Below are 14,530 nucleotides of genomic sequence, written 5' to 3'. Positions count from 1 at the left end.
AGGACAACTCGGAATATACACGGAGCGGTCTGTCGATGGATGGGACGCCAGCCCGACCGGAGGGCACAAACGAGGGATCGTCGTCGAGTGGCAGATGGAACGAAACCCACGGAGGAACGCCGACTGTTCCGCCGCCGGAACCGCCTGACAGTCCCGATGCGTGGTACGCGCCGGAGGTGCGTGCCCAGTACGAGGTGATCGAAGACGTTGTCGCGACGATTCAGGAAGTCGACGGCGAGTTCAGGTACGACGTCCGCGAACCGGGGCTCGCAGCGGGCGACCGCGACGGGCTCCGAACCGTCCGGGAGTATTTCTCGGGGGGAAGCCACCGCCGACCGCTGACCCGGGAGGGAGCCATCGAGCGCGCCCGACGCGGGTTCGCCCCGAAATACGAACGGGCGCTCGATCGCCTGCTCGACGCCTCCCCGGCCGCCCGACGCCGAATCGACTACCACGCCCTCTCTGCGTTGCGGCTGTTCGACGATCTCACTCCCGTCGCGCTCGATGGGCGGGTCGAGGTCGCCGACGTCGGGGACGACGCCGAACTCGTCGTCCACACCGATCGGTTCGCGCCGGTTCACACGGGCTACGCGGGCGACGCCAGATTTGCCGAACGCGTCGCCGGGGAGCGACTCGGCACCTACAGCGTCGAGTTCGCCGGGTTCGAGGTCGACGTCGTGATATATCGGGAACACCTCCTCGGCTCGGACCAGTTCACGACGAAATACGCCGTCCTGGAGCCGGATCTACTGCCGGGCGACGAGCAGCTCATCCGGGAGTGTAAAGCGCGGATCTGGGAGACGAACGTCACTCGCGTGCTGGAGGACCGTCGATCGTTCGTCGAAACGCGAGCCAGGCAGTTCCTCTCTCGGCGGCTCACCGCCCGGAACACCCGGGCGTGGCTCGACGCCACCCGGTACCGCCTCCGGTCGGCGCTTTCGGCGTACGATCTGGCGGTGCCGCCGGTCGACTCCCGGTTCGCGCCCGATCGCCTCGACGATCTGGTGTACTACGTGCTGCGAGATCTCGTCGGTCAGGACATCCTCACCGTGCCGATCCGGGATCCACATCTCGAGGACGTCGAGGCCAACCGGATCGGCGAGCGGGTGAAGGTGATCCCGAGGACGGGGACGCTCCCGTCTGCCGGCGTCGGCGGCGACCGGGTGCCGACGAACCTCCGGTTCGACGAGGAGACCCGGTTCGTCAACGTCGTCACCCAGCTCGCGGCCCACGACGGCACCGAGCTCAACGCCGCGACGCCCAGCGCGAAGGTCAACCTCGACCTCGACGGCGTCGAACAAACCGTCCGGTGTGCGGTCGCGCTGCCCGTAATCAGCGAGGGAGGTCCCCACGTCTCGATCCGGAAACAGGCGACGGACGTCCTCACGCCCGTGGATCTGGTGGAAAACGACACTCTCTCGACGGAACTGGTCACGCTGCTGTGGCTGCTGTACGAACACCACGGTGTCGGACTGTTCTGCGGCCCGACCGGGGCGGGAAAGACGACGTTGCTGAACGCCCACATGCCGTTCGTCGGGTTCGACGACCGACCGATCAGCATCGACGAAGGGTCGCGGGAGGTCGTGTTTCCCCACGAGACAGGGATCTCGCTGACGACCCGCGAACACGAAAACGAGTACAAGCGAGTCACGATGGCCGAGTTGATGACCGAGACGAACTACCTCAATCCCGACATCGAGGTCATCGCGGAGATCAACACGCCGGCGTCGTTCGAAACCTTCGCAGAGACGCTAAACACCGGCCACGGGCTTTTGGGCACACTACACGCCGACGACGTCGAGACGCTGGTCAACCGGCTGATCGAGCAGGGGGTTCCGTCGTATCTGCTCCGCGAGATCGATCTTGTCGTGTTCCCCCGTCATGTCGACGGCGACCGGTACGTCGGCCGGATCGTCGAATTTCTCTCGGCGGGGGAGTACGAGGATCTGCCGACCGACGCATGGGAAACGGCCCCGGACGACCGGGTCGACCGAACCGATCGGGCCGGCGTCGTCTCGAAGGGAAGCAGCGAGATCTACTGGAATACGGTCGCCTGGAGGACGACGGACGGGGAATTCCGGTTCGCGTACGACCATCCGAACCTCGGGGGAGCGGACAGAAGTGAAAAATCGACGGTCGGGGATGGCGGCCGAACGGAACGCGGCCCGAACGCTCTCGACAACGAACGCTTCGGGTTCCGGTTCTTCCACCGGCTGGCCGAACGAACCGATCGCCCGGTGTCGGCAGTCGAACGGGAGTTCCATCGGAAACACCGTTACGTCGCGTACCTGGTCCAGGAAGGGATCACAGACGTCGACGAACTGTTCTCCTTCCTCGCGGACCTGACCGCCGACGAAGCGGCGACCGTCGAACGCGTGAGCCGCGGACGCGCGGAGACGGAGTCTCCAAACGGGCGACCCCAGGCTGGGGGCGACAGATGAGCGTCGACGCCGACGACAAGCGACTGTCGCTTCTGGATCGTGCGCTGTACGCACTGTTCGCCCGCCACGCGGACGGGACGAAACACGCCACGGCCCGTCGTCGGTATCGGGCGACAGATCTGCGAGTCAGTTTCGACGTGTTCCTGTCCCGGCTGTATGCCCTGTCGTGGCTGCTTTCGTCGTTCGCCTGCGTCCTCGGCGTCGGCCTCCTCCTTGCGGTGCCGGACCGAACCCTCGCGGGGGTCGACGCAGTCCTGCTGCGGATCGCGAGCGTCCAACCGTTCACTGCCGTCTCCCGTCTCTCTATCGCCGTCGGATGCGCCGCCGTTCTCGCGGTTACGGTCAAGGCGGCGACGATCCGGACCGGTGGGCTGTATCTCCGGTGGATGGCCACCGCCCGTCGAAACGACATCGAACGGACGCTCCCGGGTGCAGTCCGGTATCTCCACTCGCTTTCCTCCGGGAGCGACGACGCCCGCGAGATGCTCCGGCGGACCGCCCGAAACGACGCCTACGGCGAGTCGGCAGTCGCCTTCAGGAAGACGCTCAACACCGCAGAGCTCACCGGGAGCCTCGATGCTGGACTGAGACGGGTCGCGCGGGACACGCCGTCCAGGGAGTTGCTCGCGCCGTTTCTGCTGAAGTTCCGCGAACACGCGATGCAGGGCGAAGACGCGCTGGAGAGCTATCTCCGCATGGAGAGTCGGATGTTGAGCCACCGCCAGGAACGGGCCCGCACCCGGGCATCCGGCTATCTCGAACTCCTCGCCGAGCTGTTCGTCGTGTTGCTCGTGTTGCCCGCACTGTTCGTTATCGTTCTCACGGTCATGAGCGTGCTCGCGCCCGGCCTGGCCGAGCCGGTGTCGACGCCTGCCGGACCTGTCAGCATGCGGGCGCTCGCCGTCTATGGGAGCGCCGGGTTCATCCTGCTCGTCGGCGTCGCTGCGGTGCTGGTCGTAGAAAGCGTCCGCCCGGACGATCAACACACGAGTTACGTCCGTCCGGACGGCCCGGTGGCAACTCTCAAAACTGCACGGAGCAACCCCGCAAGCGCTGCGGTCGTCTGTGTGCCGCTCGGCGTAGCCGTCGCGATTGCCACCACGCAGTCCGGCACAGGGCCGGTGAACGCGATCCTCGCCGGGTACGTCGGGTACGGGCTACCCGTCGGTGTCGTCGCTCTGCGGCGAGCACGGCTCGACGATGCCAAGGACAGGGAGATCCGCGACTTCGTTCACGCCGTTTCCGGACACGTTTCGCTCGGACGGCCGTTCCCCGAAGCAGTCCGGGTCGTCGCAAGGGAGGTCGATCTCGGGCCGCTCGACGACGACGTCGCCGATCTGGGGTTCAACCTCGGACTCACCTCCGCACCCGAAGGCGTCCGGGAACGAAACGTCGCCGCCGGTGGGACGCTCCAGGGCACCTCCGACAGGCGAACCGCCGCGCTGGATCGGTTCGTCGAGCGTGTGGGAACGCCGCTGGGGGAACAAACCGTCGGGCTCGTCACCGGCGCCCTCGAGGCCGGCAGCGACACCGAAACCGTCTTCGAGAACTTGCAGTCGGAGATCGGCCGGCTGTACCACGAAAAGCAGTCGCTGCGGTCGGCGATGCTCGTGTACGCGGTCGTCGGGTGGACCACGGCGATCCTCATCGTCGGCATCGTCGTCGCTGTCAACCAGTACATCGTCGACGGATTCACGCAGCTGTCGTCGACGCCGGGGACGGCAGGCTTCGCGCTCGATCCGGCGACGATCGACCCCGAGCGCGACGGCTTCCGGTTTTACGTCGTCACTCAGGCGACGATGCTCGCCTCCGGTTGGTTCGCCGGGATCGCCTCCCGGAACAGATACGAGGCACTGTTACACTCCGGCGTGCTCGTCTGTATCTGTTATCTCGTCTTCGCGGGGGTGGGTGCGATATGAACCGACGACCGGTCGGGGTCGGTTCGTCCGCTCGCGCCCAGTCGGAGGTCGTCGGCGTCGCGCTGTTGCTCGGGATCGCCGTACTCAGCCTCGGGGCGCTCACGCTCACGATTGGCGTCACTCTCGAGGAGAACGCCGCCACCGCGGACGCGAACGCAGTCGCCACCGGCCTCGAGCAGGGGATCGAACCGGTCACGGCGACGGGCACCCGCGAATCGACGCTGTCGTTTACTGACGGAACGCTTCGAACCACCGAACGGACGATCCGCGTCCTCGAGGACGGCCAGCCGATCTCGACGTGGGAGATCGGCGCGGTCGTGTACGAAACCGACGGCCATCGCGTGATTTCTCTCGGCGGTGCAGTCGTCGAGTCTCGGGGTGGGTATTCACGAGTTCACGAGGGGCCACCGGTGGCCGCATCCGAAGGAGTGCTCCTCGTCGGCGTCGTCGATCTCGATCCAGTAGACCCGGTGTCGTACGGGGGAACCGGAGCTTCGACGCTCACGCTCCGGACGACCGTCTCGCACGACCGCACCGAACTCGGCGACGGCGAGTACGCCGTCGCTGTCGAGACGAGGACGACCGACGCCTGGGAGCGGGAACTCGAACGTCAGGGGGCGTCCACGTCGGTCGAAACGTTTAACGGAGACGACGAGCCGAGCGTCGTGGCACGGTTCGACGACGAGCGAACCGGCTACGTCGTGGTACACGACGTCGAACTCGAGGTGTACCATGGCTGATCCTGTCTCGAGGAGAAAAGCCCGCAGTTTTCTCGGCGGAACCGACCGGGCGACGACTGCAGTCGTCGGGAAAACGCTCGAGACGGCGCTCGTGGTCCTTTTCATCGGCCTGCTCACGACGACGCTGCACGCCGGGATCGCCCCCGCCTACGAGCGCGCGGCCGGCGAGGAGATCGCCGATAGGGTTCTCGTGGCCGCAAGCGAGGAGATCGAACGGGCAGCCCCGCCCGAGCGCCACGGCACCGAACGCTACGGGGTCGAGCTGGAACGGCGGGTGGACCTCCCACCCCGAATCGCGTCCGGGCAGTACAGGGTGATCGCGGAGGGCACCATCCTCCGACTCGAACATCCCGAGACGGAGATCGAAGCGAGGACGGAACTTGCGATTCCGGCGTCGGTGACTGACGTCACCGGAACCTGGCGAAGTGGAGCGGAAACGGTGCTAGTGATCGAGGCCGGACAGAGCGATGGGCCCGCCGAGGAGGATGGGGGAACGATCGACGCGACGATCCGCCTGGAGAACCGATGACGCAGGGAACCGACGTCGGACGACGGCAAACCGGACCGATCCGAGGGCAGGCCAACATGGTGAGCCTCGCGGTCGCGCTGCTTTTGCTCGTGGGTGCCGCCGGATCTGCGATCGCGATCGCACACGGATCGCTCGCTGCCGCCGAGCGCGACCCCGCCGAGCGGAACGTGGCGACTGATCTCGCCGACCGGCTCGTCTCGCCGGACGTCGATCACGTTCGCCGGGAGAACGTGCTCGATCGAAGCGAAACCGAGGCGCTCTCGGTCGACGACGTGGAGTCGCTTTCACCCGGGATCGAAGACCGTCCGTTCCGGATCCGGATCGACGGTCGGACGCTGCTCGAACGGGGTGATCCGTCGGGGGGAACGAGCGTCGAACGGCTCGTCGTCTTCGCCACGGACGACGAACGGACCTACCGGCTCGACCTCGAAGAAGACGACGCCGTGACGGTGCCACGCCGGACCGACGAACTCCGGGTCACGATCGCTCCCGAAAACGACACCATGGTGTCGACGATCCGGATCAACGATCGCGTCCTCCTCCACGATCCGGGTGGGCTCGAGGGGACCGCAACCGCGTCGGTGCCCTGGACCGCGACGCTCCGAGTGACCGTCGACGCGGAGGGGACCGACGGCGTCGTCGCGATCACTGCGACGCCGGAGACCACGGCGAAAGCCCGGCTGGAGGTGACCGTCGGTGCCGGGGGATGACCGGACGCAAATTCGGACTGATCGACGGACCGAAGGTGCTTCTCGCCGCGGACAGCTGTCGATCACGCTGATCGAGGCGATCGTCGGGGTCGTGTTCGTGTTCGGTGTCGCCGTCACGTTCGGGATCGGCGTGCCCGCCGCGGGAGCCGACACCGCACAGCTGGACCGGTACGCATCGGACACCGTGACCGTACTGGAAAACGAGCCGCCGCGCCACGTCGGCGAAACCCGGCTCACCGAACTCACTCGGTCGGCGTCCGGCTTCGACCGCGAACGGGACGCCCTCGAGCGGCGCGTCGGGCTGATCCTTCCGGACAACGTGTTCTACCGGGTGGAAGTGTCGGGACCGGACGGGCCGTACGGCGCGGTCGGACAGCAACGGCCACGCGGCGTGCCCGTCGGATACGCGGCCGTGACCACCAGACACGGGGAGGTCGAACTGTGGGTGTGGTACGGATGACCGGCGAGTGCCGACTCACAGCGGGCCAGTTCGACGAACGCGGACAGCTCGTGCTCGTCGCAGCGGCCGTGCTCGCGCTGGCGCTGGTTCCGATGGCGTTCGCGTACCTACAGCTCGGGTATCACGGCGACGTGGGCGCCGATGTCGAAGCCGAAACCGAACTCGGTGACACCGAACGATCGCTGGAACGGGCGGTCGAGCACGCGAGCGGGGAGATCGACGGCGAGTACAGTTGGAACCGACGGGAGGCTGCAGTCGAGGGGTTCCGAGACCTGCTCGAGGACGACCTCGACACGATCGAACGGCTGGGCCACACCGAGGGCGTGGTGATCGAGATCGCCAGCGCGGCGGAGCCGGCGTCGGCGTGGCAGGCGGAGACGTGTCCGTCCGGTCCGATGCGCTCGTTCGGTCCCTGCGAGCGGATCGACAACGTCGTCGTCCAGGAACGAGCCGACGAGACCGCGCTGCTCGCGGCCGGATTCGAACTGCGGCTCGCCACGCCGGACGATGAGGCGACCGTCGAGGTGGTCGTGGTCGTTTTCGCGTGAGGCGGCCGAACTACCGGTCGCCTGCGACCTCCTCCGTGAACCCCCACTCGTCGGCACGCCGCTTCGCCTCCTCCCGCGCCTGTTCCTGGATCGCCTCGACGCGCTCCTCGTCGGCCAGGAACGCCTCGAGTGGATCCTCGTCCTCCCCGGAGTCGCCGACGTCGGGTGCCTGCCGTCGGGCCGCCGCCGCGAGCTCGGCGTCCCTGGCCAGCTGTTCGGCCGCCGCACCCGGCGGGACGCGAAAGGGGTCTGCGGCGTCGGGCGCGTGGAGGGATCTGATCGCCTCCGGATCGGTCGCGTAGCGTTCGACTCGATACGGGCCCGGATCGGCGATCCGGGCGAGTGCCCGCGAACCCCGTTCGTCCCCGGCGACGTCGTACGCGAGCGTCGGGATGCCCTCCTCGAACGTGAGCACACCCCGGACGTCCCCGTCGAGCAGCAGCGTCTCCTGGGGTTCCAAGAGGAGATACCCGGTGAGTTCCGCTTCGAGCGCCCCTCGGAGCGCGGATCCGAGGTCGGCAACCACTCGGGAGCTGCGCAGTTCCCCCTGTGGAACGGAGAGTCCGCGCGAGTCATCGAGGGTCAGGGCAGTCATATCGGTCTGATCGTCATGGCGGTCTGATCGTCATGGCGGTCCGGTCGGCTGGCCGTCAGTGGGTCTCCGGGACGACGGCACTTTTGAATCTGGCAGCGACGTCGTCGGCCCGTCCGGTCCGCGGTTCGAGTGCGCTTGCGGCCTCCCGATAGGCGTCCGCGGCGGCGGAGTCCGGTGCGTGCGCGAGAAGGGGTTTTCCGGCCCGGCGACCCTGCCTGATCGCGTCGCTTTCGGGCACCGCCGCGAGCGTCGTGCCGCCGAAGTAGCGTTCGGCCCTGTCGGCGACATCGCCGAGTTCCCCCCGGACCCTGTTGAAGAGGATGCCGGCAGTCTCCGTCCCGTACGACCGGGCGTACTCCTGGGCCTTGAGCCCGTCCGAAAGCGACGGAACAGTCGGCTGGAGCACGACGACGATCCGGTCGGCGAGCACCAGCGGAAGCACCGCCGACTTCGAGCCGAGCGCCGCCGGCGAGTCCAGGAGGAGCACGTCGGTTTCGCCCGCGAGTTCTGCGACGACGTCCCGGAGGCGGGCCGGATCCGCGCGTTCGAACGCCGCGAGGCTCGTCCCACAGGGGACGACCCGCATGCCGAACCGATCGTAGGTCGCCTCCGAGACGGCCGTGCCGGTCCCCTCGACGAGCAGATCGTGAAGCGTCACCTCGACGTCGTCCAGACCGGCGTGAAACAGCAGGTTCGCCATCCCGGTGTCGGCGTCGACGACCGTCACCTCGTAGTCGGCTGCAAGTGCCATCCCGAGCGCGAGGGTGCTCGTGGTCTTTCCCGTCCCCCCTTTCCCGCTCGCGACGGCGATGGCTTCGACCATACTCGTGGTCCCTCGGTTCTCGGGTTAAAACCACCGTTCCGAGGCGCGAATACATCCCCTCCGGCGCCGCTCGCCAGTCGGTGACACGCTCCGTTCGACTCAACAAGTTTTTACGCGCGCTGGCGATACCGGACTGTATGGCTAAACAGAAGGCCCGATCGGTCGGTAGCGCCGGGCGCTTCGGCGCGCGATACGGGCGCGTCTCCCGCGTTCGCGTTCGCGACATCGAAGACGAGATGCGCTCTGCGACCGTCGACGGCAACGACGTGAAACGGATCGGCACAGGCATCTGGGTCGACGAGGAGACAGGCGAGACGTTCACTGGCGGGGCGTACCGCCCCGAGACGCCGGGTGGAACGCAGGTCAAACGCTCGATCCGCGCCGCGCTGTCCGGCGACGACGACGAGTAACGATGGCGTACAAGTGTTCCCGCTGCAAACGCGACGTCGAACTCGACGAGTACGGCGGCGTCCGCTGTCCGTACTGCGGCCACCGCGTGCTGTTGAAGGAGCGCGGCGGCGGCATCAAGGAAGTCGAGGTCGAGTAACGTCGGATCTGCCTCTTCGAACCCGGACGTGAGCCGCGTGACCGACACCCATTCTGCGACGCTGTCGTTTATCTACCCCGACGAGGCGAGCGCGAGCACCGTCGCCGCCGCCGTTGCGGTCGAGCAGGGCGAACTCGACGACGACCGGGCCGGCGCCGCCGTCGCGTTGCGGGATCGAACTGTCGAGGTGACAGTCGATGCGAGCGACCTGGTCGCGCTGCGTGCCGGGATCAACAGCTGGACCCGGCTGGTGGACATCGCCGAGCGCACCGACGAGGTCGCGAAACGTACCGGCGGTGCAGACGGTTGAAGCCTGCACTCAAAGGATCGTCCCGTGTTTCTTGTCCGGGACGCCTTTCTCGAGGTCCGCATAGAAGTCGAACCGGGCGACGAGTTCGTCCCTGAGCGCCGAGGGAGAGACGATCTCGTCGATGACGACCTCGCTGGCCATCCGATGGACGTCGATGTCCTCCCGGTACTCCGCTCTGAGCTCCCGTTCGCGGCGCTCGCGTTCCTCCGGGTCGTCGATCTCCCCGAGCTTCCGGGCGTACACCGCGTTGATCGCTGCCTCGGGCCCCATGATGGCGATCTCGCCCGACGGGAGGCCGATCACGCTCTCGGGGTCGTACGCCGGTCCGCCCATTGCGTAGATCCCCGCACCGTACGCCTTCCGGACGATCACGGTCTGCTGGGGAACCGACGCCGCGGACGTGGCGTAGATGAACTTCTTGCCCTCCTCGAGGATCCCGTCCTTTTCCACCTGCGAGCCGGCCATGAATCCCGGCGTGTCACACAGGTACAGCAGGGGGATCTCGTAGGCGTCACACGTCCAGATGAACTCCGCGGCCTTGCTCGCGGAGTCGGGGAAGATCGCCCCCGAGCGCTGGGTGGGCTGGTTTGCGACGACCCCGACCGGGCGGCCGTCGATCCTGGCGAGGGCGGTGACGATCTCGGTGCCGTAGTCGGGCCGCAGCTCCAGGACGGATTCGGCGTCGACAACCCGCTCGATCAGATCGTGGACGTCGTACGGCCGGTTGGGCTCTTCCGGAACCAGTTCGTCGATGCCGTCGGGACTGTATCGTGGCGGCTTCGGCTCCGATCGCGGCGGCGCGTCGCCGGCCTTGTCGGGGAGATAGGAAATGAGTTCCGCGACCAGTTGTCGGGCGTGGGCCTCGTCGCGGGCGATGAGGTCCGCCGAACCGGAGTGGCGGGCGTGGACCGCGGGGCCGCCCAGCTCCTCGAGGTCGATCTCCTCGCCGGTCACCATCTTCACCATCCGCGGGGAGGCGATCGCCATCGCGGACATCCCCTCGACCATGATCGTGAAGTCGGCGAACACGGGTGTGTAAGCGGCTCCCGCGATACAGGGGCCGTACAGCACGCAGATCTGGGGGACCCGGCCGGAGAGCATCGAGTGGTTGTAGTAGTATTTCCCGATGCCCTCGCGGTTGGCGAAAAAGCCGGTCTGTTGGTCGATCCGCCCGCCCGAGGAGTCCATCAGATACAGCACGGGTTTGCCGGTCTTGAGCGCCCGCTGTTGCATCCGGAGGAACTTCTCGACGCCGTGGGCTGCCATCGAACCGGCCTTGACGGTGAAGTCGTTGGCCATGAAGTGGAGGTCCCGCCCCTCGAACGTCGCCGCACCGGTGATGAGCCCGTCTGCGGGGACTCTGTTCCCCTCCTCGTACTCCTCGACCTCCGGGCTGTTCGGATGCCACGCGTCGAAGTGCGCGAACTTGCCGTCCTCGAACCGCAGGCCGGTCGGCGCCTCGCCGTCACCCCCCTGGCCGGGGTCGGGGTCGACTGGTCTGTCCTCCTCGCCGAACCACAGTTCCAGCCGATCGCGGACGAACAGTTTGCCCTGTTCGGGGAGTCGGTCCCGGTACTTCTCCGGGCCGCCCTCGAGGATGTCTTCGATCTCCTCGCGCAGGGCGGCCTCCCGCTCTGTCGGACCGAGGTCGTCCTCGAGAGGGTACTCCGTTTCCGGTGGGGTCGCCGTGGCCGTTGGTGCTCCCTCGTCACCGACGTGGACTTCGATCTCGACGGCGAGATGCTCCGAGAGGGCGGCGGCGATCGCTTCCGCCTCCTCGTCCGTCGCACCCGACCCGACGTGTACTTTCATGACGGTCACTCCTTCCGGCGGTCGCAAATTCTTTTCGCCCCCACCGTTGTTATGAGGTCTCTCTTCGCTCGAACCTCGCTCTGCTCGCTCACGGCTCGCTTCGCTCGCTCACGGGTCTCCGAGGTTCTCGCATTCGCTCGAACCTCGCTATCGTGAAATTATTCTGAAAAGTAGCAGGTGAATCGCCCCGGGGTCAAGCCCCGGGGCATTCTCCTCGACAGCCTGTAAAACGTCGGGGGAAACAGCCTCGGGCGGAGTGACCCGAGGCTTTTAAAACCGGTTCCGACGCCCGCTGGCAGTCCAGGGATCAGTCGGCGTCCCGTCGCGAAGTCGGAAATCGCGAGCGCCGCGCGTTCCGAGCCCCTCGAGGCGACCTGCGAACGCCCATCGCTTGCCGTCCCAGTTCGGCTCGGCCCCGGCGTCGGCTGCGGCTGCGGCCCGATCCCGCAGGTGGGCACCGATCGCCGCGGCGATGGCCGCCGCCTCCTCGTCGGACGCGTCCTCGGGGATGTGAAGTTGCATCGTCGCTGCCTCAGATCGGGATGTTGCCGTGTTTCTTTTCCGGGAGGCTCTCCCGCTTGGACAGCAGCATCTCCAGGTCGTCGACGAGCCGTTTGCGCGTGTCCGGCGGCTCGATCACGTCGTCGACGAAGCCGCGATCCGCCGCAGTGTACGGGTTGGCGAACTCCTCGCGATACTCCTCGATGAGCTCCTCGCGCCGGGCCTCGGTGTCGCTTGCGGCCTCGAGCTCGTCCGAGTAGAGGATGTTGACAGCACCCTTCGGCCCCATGACCGCGATCTCGGCGGTGGGCCACGCGTAGTTGACGTCGCCGCCGATGTGTTTCGAGGACATCACGCAGTAGGCCCCGCCGTACGCCTTCCGGGTGATGACCGTCAACAGTGGCACCGTCGCCTCCGAGAATGCGTACAGCAGCTTCGCGCCGTGGCGGATGATCCCGTTGTGCTCCTGGTCGGTGCCCGGCATGAATCCGGGGACGTCCTCGAAGGTGACGATTGGGATGTTGAACGCGTCACAAAAGCGGACGAACCGCGCGCCCTTCTGGGACGCCTCGATGTCGAGCGTGCCGGCGTTGACCCGGGGCTGGTTTGCGACCACGCCGACGCTGTAGCCGTCGAGGCGCGCGAAGCCGACGACGATGTTCTTCGCGAAGTTCTCGTGGACCTCGAAAAACGACCCCTCGTCGACGACCGCCTCGATCACCGCGACCATGTCGTACGGCTTCCGGGGCTCGTTCGGCACCAGCTCCGACAGCTCCTCGGGAGTGCGTTCGGGATCGTCCCACGGCTCCACGCGTGGCGGGTCCTCGACGTTGTTCTGGGGCAGATACGACAGCAACCGGGCGATGTCGTCGAGCGCGTCCTCCTCCGAGTCGGCCGCGAAGTGGGCAACCCCAGACGTCGAGGAGTGGGTGACCGCACCGCCCAGTTCCTCGAAGGAAACCTGCTCTCCGGTCACCGTCTCGATCACGTCCGGGCCGGTGATGAACATGTGGCTGGTGTCTTTCACCATGAACGTGAAGTCCGTGATCGCCGGCGAGTACACCGCTCCGCCGGCACACGGCCCCATGATCGCCGAGATCTGGGGCACCACACCCGAGGCCTCGGTGTTGCGCCGGAAAATCTCCGCATAGCCCGCAAGCGAGGCCACGCCCTCCTGGATGCGTGCGCCGGCCGAGTCGTTGAGCCCGACCACCGGCGCGCCCACGTCCATCGCCTTGTCCATCACCTTGCAGACCTTCTCGGCGAACACTTCCCCCAGGGACCCGCCGAAAACTGTGAAGTCGTGGGCGAACACGAACACAGTCCGCCCGTTGACCTCGCCGTAGCCGGTGACGACGCCGTCGCCCGGGATCTGCTTTTCCTCCATCCCGAACTTGTGGGTCCGGTGAGTCCGGAACTGATCGAACTCGTGGAACGTCCCGTCGTCGAGGAAGTAGTCGATCCGCTCCCTGGCGGTCATCTTCCCCCGATCGTGCTGGGCCTCGATCCGCGCTTTTCCGCCGCCTTTCTCCGCGTTTTCGCGTCGGCGACGGAGCTCCTCGATGCGGTCGTCGGTCGTCATCCGGGATCACTCCGCCTCATTGCCCCAACGGTCAGTGAGGCGGGGGATAAGAATTCCGGGACCGAACGAACGGACGAGCCGGAGCGCAGTCCGGTCTAGTGGCGTGAGCCCACAAGCTATTCATCTCCAGCGAGCGACCGGTCGGACATGATCGACGAGACGGTCGCCGAGATCGAGGAGATGCGCACACACAGCTCCTCGACGGTCGCGGTCAAAGCGGCCCGGGCGTTCGAGGAGCTGCTCGATCGGGAGTACACGTCGCTTACCCCCTTCGAACGTGACGTCGAACAGAACGCCGGGGTGCTCCGCCGGGCAAACCCCTCACACGCAACCCTCCACAACGCCGTCCGGGAGCTGGAGGACGCGGTCGTCGGGAACGCCGACGACGTGACGTCGGCGAAGGAACTGCTCCGGAAGACGATCGATCGCGTGATCGACGACGTCGAATCCGGCAAACGCAGGGCGGCAGAGAACGCCGCCGACACGTTCGCGAACGGCGAGACGATCCTCACACACGACTTCTCGACGACCGTCCTGGAGGCCGTCGAGGCCGCGGCTGCCTCCGGTCGCCACCTCGAGGCGTACGTCACCGAGGCGCGTCCGCGGTACCTCGGCCGGAAAACCGCACGGACGCTCGCGGGAATCGACCGCGTCGAACCGACGCTCGCGGTCGACTCCGCGATGGGCCACCTCCTCCGGAACTGTGACCGCGTGGTGCTGGGCATGACCTGCATCGCCGACGACACCTACTACAACCGCGTGGGAACGTTCCCGATCGCGGCGACCGCACGCCAGCTCGACGTGCCGGTGGTCGTCGTCGGCTCGGGGGCCAAAGTCGTCGGCGAGGAGTTCGTCTTCGAAAACGAGTTCCGGCCCGGAAGCGAGGTGATGCTCGAACCCGTCGAGGGCGTGAGGATCGAAAACCCGACCTACGACGCCACCCCGCTGTCTCTCGTCGATCGGGTGATCACCGACGAAGGGACGTTCGAACCGTCGGAGCTGTAGCCCCGCGT

Annotated in this window: 16 protein-coding genes; 11 read left to right on the top strand and 5 right to left on the bottom strand. The window is 67.0% G+C overall.

Annotation, left to right across the window (positions count from 1 at the left end; all coding sequences use genetic code 11):
- The first annotated feature begins 35 nt into the window (after window positions 1-35).
- The 7 genes from AArcCO_RS03440 to AArcCO_RS03410 are packed head-to-tail and all read left to right on the top strand — an operon-like array spanning window position 36 to window position 7,347.
- On the top strand, window positions 36-2,441 hold the full coding sequence (locus AArcCO_RS03440; protein ID WP_259535051.1) for a type II/IV secretion system ATPase subunit: 2,406 nt from the start codon (window positions 36-38) through the stop codon (window positions 2,439-2,441).
- Window positions 2,438-4,360, top strand: coding sequence for a type II secretion system F family protein (locus tag AArcCO_RS03435; protein WP_259535050.1), 1,923 nt, complete (start codon window positions 2,438-2,440; stop codon window positions 4,358-4,360). The genes AArcCO_RS03440 and AArcCO_RS03435 overlap by 4 nt, the downstream gene beginning before the upstream one ends.
- Window positions 4,357-5,100, top strand: a complete 744-nt coding sequence (locus AArcCO_RS03430; RefSeq protein WP_259535049.1) for a DUF7289 family protein — start codon at window positions 4,357-4,359, stop codon at window positions 5,098-5,100. The genes AArcCO_RS03435 and AArcCO_RS03430 overlap by 4 nt, the downstream gene beginning before the upstream one ends.
- Window positions 5,093-5,629 (top strand): DUF7266 family protein, encoded by a 537-nt coding sequence (locus AArcCO_RS03425; protein ID WP_259535047.1) that lies wholly within the window; start codon window positions 5,093-5,095, stop codon window positions 5,627-5,629. The genes AArcCO_RS03430 and AArcCO_RS03425 overlap by 8 nt, the downstream gene beginning before the upstream one ends.
- Window positions 5,626-6,339: a DUF7263 family protein gene (locus AArcCO_RS03420; protein WP_259535046.1), complete on the top strand. Its 714-nt coding sequence runs from the start codon at window positions 5,626-5,628 to the stop codon at window positions 6,337-6,339. Before AArcCO_RS03425 ends, AArcCO_RS03420 begins: the two co-directional genes overlap by 4 nt.
- Window positions 6,326-6,799, top strand: coding sequence for a DUF7262 family protein (locus tag AArcCO_RS03415; RefSeq protein ID WP_259535045.1), 474 nt, complete (start codon window positions 6,326-6,328; stop codon window positions 6,797-6,799). The genes AArcCO_RS03420 and AArcCO_RS03415 overlap by 14 nt, the downstream gene beginning before the upstream one ends.
- On the top strand, window positions 6,787-7,347 hold the full coding sequence (locus tag AArcCO_RS03410; protein ID WP_259535044.1) for a DUF7261 family protein: 561 nt from the start codon (window positions 6,787-6,789) through the stop codon (window positions 7,345-7,347). The genes AArcCO_RS03415 and AArcCO_RS03410 overlap by 13 nt, the downstream gene beginning before the upstream one ends.
- A gap of 10 nt (window positions 7,348-7,357) precedes the next feature.
- Here the strand turns inward: AArcCO_RS03410 and AArcCO_RS03405 are convergent, their stop codons facing one another.
- Both AArcCO_RS03405 and AArcCO_RS03400 read right to left on the bottom strand, forming a co-directional pair.
- Window positions 7,358-7,942, bottom strand: coding sequence for a DUF8054 family protein (locus AArcCO_RS03405; protein ID WP_259535043.1), 585 nt, complete (start codon window positions 7,940-7,942; stop codon window positions 7,358-7,360).
- 55 nt (window positions 7,943-7,997) lie between these two features.
- Window positions 7,998-8,765, bottom strand: a complete 768-nt coding sequence (locus tag AArcCO_RS03400; RefSeq protein ID WP_259535042.1) for a nucleotide-binding protein — start codon at window positions 8,763-8,765, stop codon at window positions 7,998-8,000.
- Window positions 8,766-8,902: 137 nt separating this feature from the next.
- Between AArcCO_RS03400 and AArcCO_RS03395 the strand changes: the two genes are divergently transcribed.
- Genes AArcCO_RS03395 through AArcCO_RS03385 form a run of 3 tightly spaced genes read left to right on the top strand, consistent with a single transcriptional unit; the run spans window position 8,903 to window position 9,622 of the window.
- Complete coding sequence (locus tag AArcCO_RS03395; RefSeq protein WP_259535041.1) at window positions 8,903-9,175, top strand: eL43 family ribosomal protein; 273 nt, start codon at window positions 8,903-8,905, stop codon at window positions 9,173-9,175.
- A 2-nt stretch (window positions 9,176-9,177) separates the two neighbouring features.
- A complete protein-coding gene (locus AArcCO_RS03390) occupies window positions 9,178-9,312 on the top strand; it encodes a DNA-directed RNA polymerase subunit P (protein WP_259535040.1) in 135 nt (44 codons plus the stop codon).
- 37 nt (window positions 9,313-9,349) lie between these two features.
- Complete coding sequence (locus AArcCO_RS03385; protein ID WP_259535038.1) at window positions 9,350-9,622, top strand: KEOPS complex subunit Pcc1; 273 nt, start codon at window positions 9,350-9,352, stop codon at window positions 9,620-9,622.
- A gap of 9 nt (window positions 9,623-9,631) precedes the next feature.
- Here AArcCO_RS03385 and AArcCO_RS03380 read toward each other — a convergent pair whose 3' ends face one another.
- The 3 genes from AArcCO_RS03380 to AArcCO_RS03370 all read right to left on the bottom strand — a co-directional run bounded on the left by AArcCO_RS03380 (window position 9,632) and on the right by AArcCO_RS03370 (window position 13,517).
- Entirely contained in the window at window positions 9,632-11,434 is a 1,803-nt protein-coding gene (locus AArcCO_RS03380; protein WP_259535036.1) for an acyl-CoA carboxylase subunit beta, read from the bottom strand.
- Window positions 11,435-11,704: 270 nt separating this feature from the next.
- A complete protein-coding gene (locus AArcCO_RS03375; RefSeq protein ID WP_259535035.1) occupies window positions 11,705-11,956 on the bottom strand; it encodes a DUF8022 family protein in 252 nt (83 codons plus the stop codon).
- Between the two features lie 10 nt (window positions 11,957-11,966).
- On the bottom strand, window positions 11,967-13,517 hold the full coding sequence (locus tag AArcCO_RS03370; protein WP_259535034.1) for an acyl-CoA carboxylase subunit beta: 1,551 nt from the start codon (window positions 13,515-13,517) through the stop codon (window positions 11,967-11,969).
- Window positions 13,518-13,664: 147 nt separating this feature from the next.
- Between AArcCO_RS03370 and AArcCO_RS03365 the strand changes: the two genes are divergently transcribed.
- On the top strand, window positions 13,665-14,522 hold the full coding sequence (locus tag AArcCO_RS03365) for an eIF2B alpha/beta/delta subunit family protein (RefSeq protein WP_259535032.1): 858 nt from the start codon (window positions 13,665-13,667) through the stop codon (window positions 14,520-14,522).
- The last annotated feature ends 8 nt before the right edge of the window (window positions 14,523-14,530 follow it).

It is taken from the genome of Halalkaliarchaeum sp. AArc-CO, from assembly GCF_024972735.1.
In the GTDB taxonomy this organism is placed as follows: domain Archaea; phylum Halobacteriota; class Halobacteria; order Halobacteriales; family Haloferacaceae; genus Halalkaliarchaeum.
Note: the sequence above shows the minus strand (reverse complement) of the source record. Positions and strands in the feature narration are given on the sequence as shown.

Bases quoted from the DNA above. Each gene is read 5' to 3' on its own strand.
- AArcCO_RS03440 (WP_259535051.1), top strand. From the start codon at position 36: ATGGATGGGACGCCAGCCCGACCGGAGGGCACAAACGAGGGATCGTCG.
- AArcCO_RS03435 (WP_259535050.1), top strand. From the start codon at position 2,438: ATGAGCGTCGACGCCGACGACAAGCGACTGTCGCTTCTGGATCGTGCG.
- AArcCO_RS03430 (WP_259535049.1), top strand. From the start codon at position 4,357: ATGAACCGACGACCGGTCGGGGTCGGTTCGTCCGCTCGCGCCCAGTCG.
- AArcCO_RS03425 (WP_259535047.1), top strand. From the start codon at position 5,093: ATGGCTGATCCTGTCTCGAGGAGAAAAGCCCGCAGTTTTCTCGGCGGA.
- AArcCO_RS03420 (WP_259535046.1), top strand. From the start codon at position 5,626: ATGACGCAGGGAACCGACGTCGGACGACGGCAAACCGGACCGATCCGA.
- AArcCO_RS03405 (WP_259535043.1), bottom strand. From the start codon at position 7,942: ATGACTGCCCTGACCCTCGATGACTCGCGCGGACTCTCCGTTCCACAG.
- AArcCO_RS03400 (WP_259535042.1), bottom strand. From the start codon at position 8,765: ATGGTCGAAGCCATCGCCGTCGCGAGCGGGAAAGGGGGGACGGGAAAG.
- AArcCO_RS03395 (WP_259535041.1), top strand. From the start codon at position 8,903: ATGGCTAAACAGAAGGCCCGATCGGTCGGTAGCGCCGGGCGCTTCGGC.
- AArcCO_RS03390 (WP_259535040.1), top strand. From the start codon at position 9,178: ATGGCGTACAAGTGTTCCCGCTGCAAACGCGACGTCGAACTCGACGAG.
- AArcCO_RS03380 (WP_259535036.1), bottom strand. From the start codon at position 11,434: ATGAAAGTACACGTCGGGTCGGGTGCGACGGACGAGGAGGCGGAAGCG.
- AArcCO_RS03375 (WP_259535035.1), bottom strand. From the start codon at position 11,956: ATGCAACTTCACATCCCCGAGGACGCGTCCGACGAGGAGGCGGCGGCC.
- AArcCO_RS03370 (WP_259535034.1), bottom strand. From the start codon at position 13,517: ATGACGACCGACGACCGCATCGAGGAGCTCCGTCGCCGACGCGAAAAC.
- AArcCO_RS03365 (WP_259535032.1), top strand. From the start codon at position 13,665: ATGATCGACGAGACGGTCGCCGAGATCGAGGAGATGCGCACACACAGC.